Raw genomic sequence first — 565 nt, 5'->3', positions numbered from 1 at the left:
TGGCAGCACCTCCGGCCGCCATGGAAGCACAGCAGGATCAAAGCGCAAGGAGCTTGTTAATAGGTCCTGAGCCTAGGATGCGTGGACAAACCGTCGACTGGGGGCTTTCCAGCCGAACACTGATGCGGTTCTACGCTGATCTCTGGCATGGAGGTTGGCCTTGATCCGTGGGCTGCTGACCGACGAGGAGTGGTCCTTCTTCGAGCCCTTCGTGGTTTCTGCCAGCCCGCTCGGCGGCAGGCCGGCCCGCGACCACCGGCGGGTGCTCGACGCCATCTTCTGGATCGCGCGCACGGGCGCGCCATGGCGTGACCTGCCGGCCGAACTCGGCAACGGGAACTCGGTGTTCCGCCAGTTCCGGCGCTGGACCGCGTCAGGCCTGTGGGACGTGATGCTGGAGACCTTGGCTGATAGCGGCGGTGAGGCCGACTTCCTGCAGATGATCGACAGCACCAGCATCCGGGCGCACCACTGCGCCGCCGGCGGAAGGGGGCCTCATCGACAGGGTCTTGGGCGCTCGCGAGGTGGCTTTACGAGCAAGCTCCCCATCCGCGGCAATGCGCAT

1 protein-coding gene is annotated in these 565 nt (G+C 65.8%); it reads left to right on the top strand.

From position 1 onward, the window contains the following. Positions 1 to 160: 160 nt before the first annotated feature. The coding region (locus D2K64_RS24065; protein ID WP_120010952.1) for an IS5 family transposase at positions 161 to 565 on the top strand (405 nt) is incomplete at its 3' end.

The sequence above is a fragment of the Teichococcus vastitatis genome, from assembly GCF_003604215.1.
Taxonomy (GTDB): Bacteria; Pseudomonadota; Alphaproteobacteria; order Acetobacterales; family Acetobacteraceae; genus Pseudoroseomonas; species Pseudoroseomonas vastitatis.
This window is presented reverse-complemented; position numbering and strand designations above follow the sequence as displayed.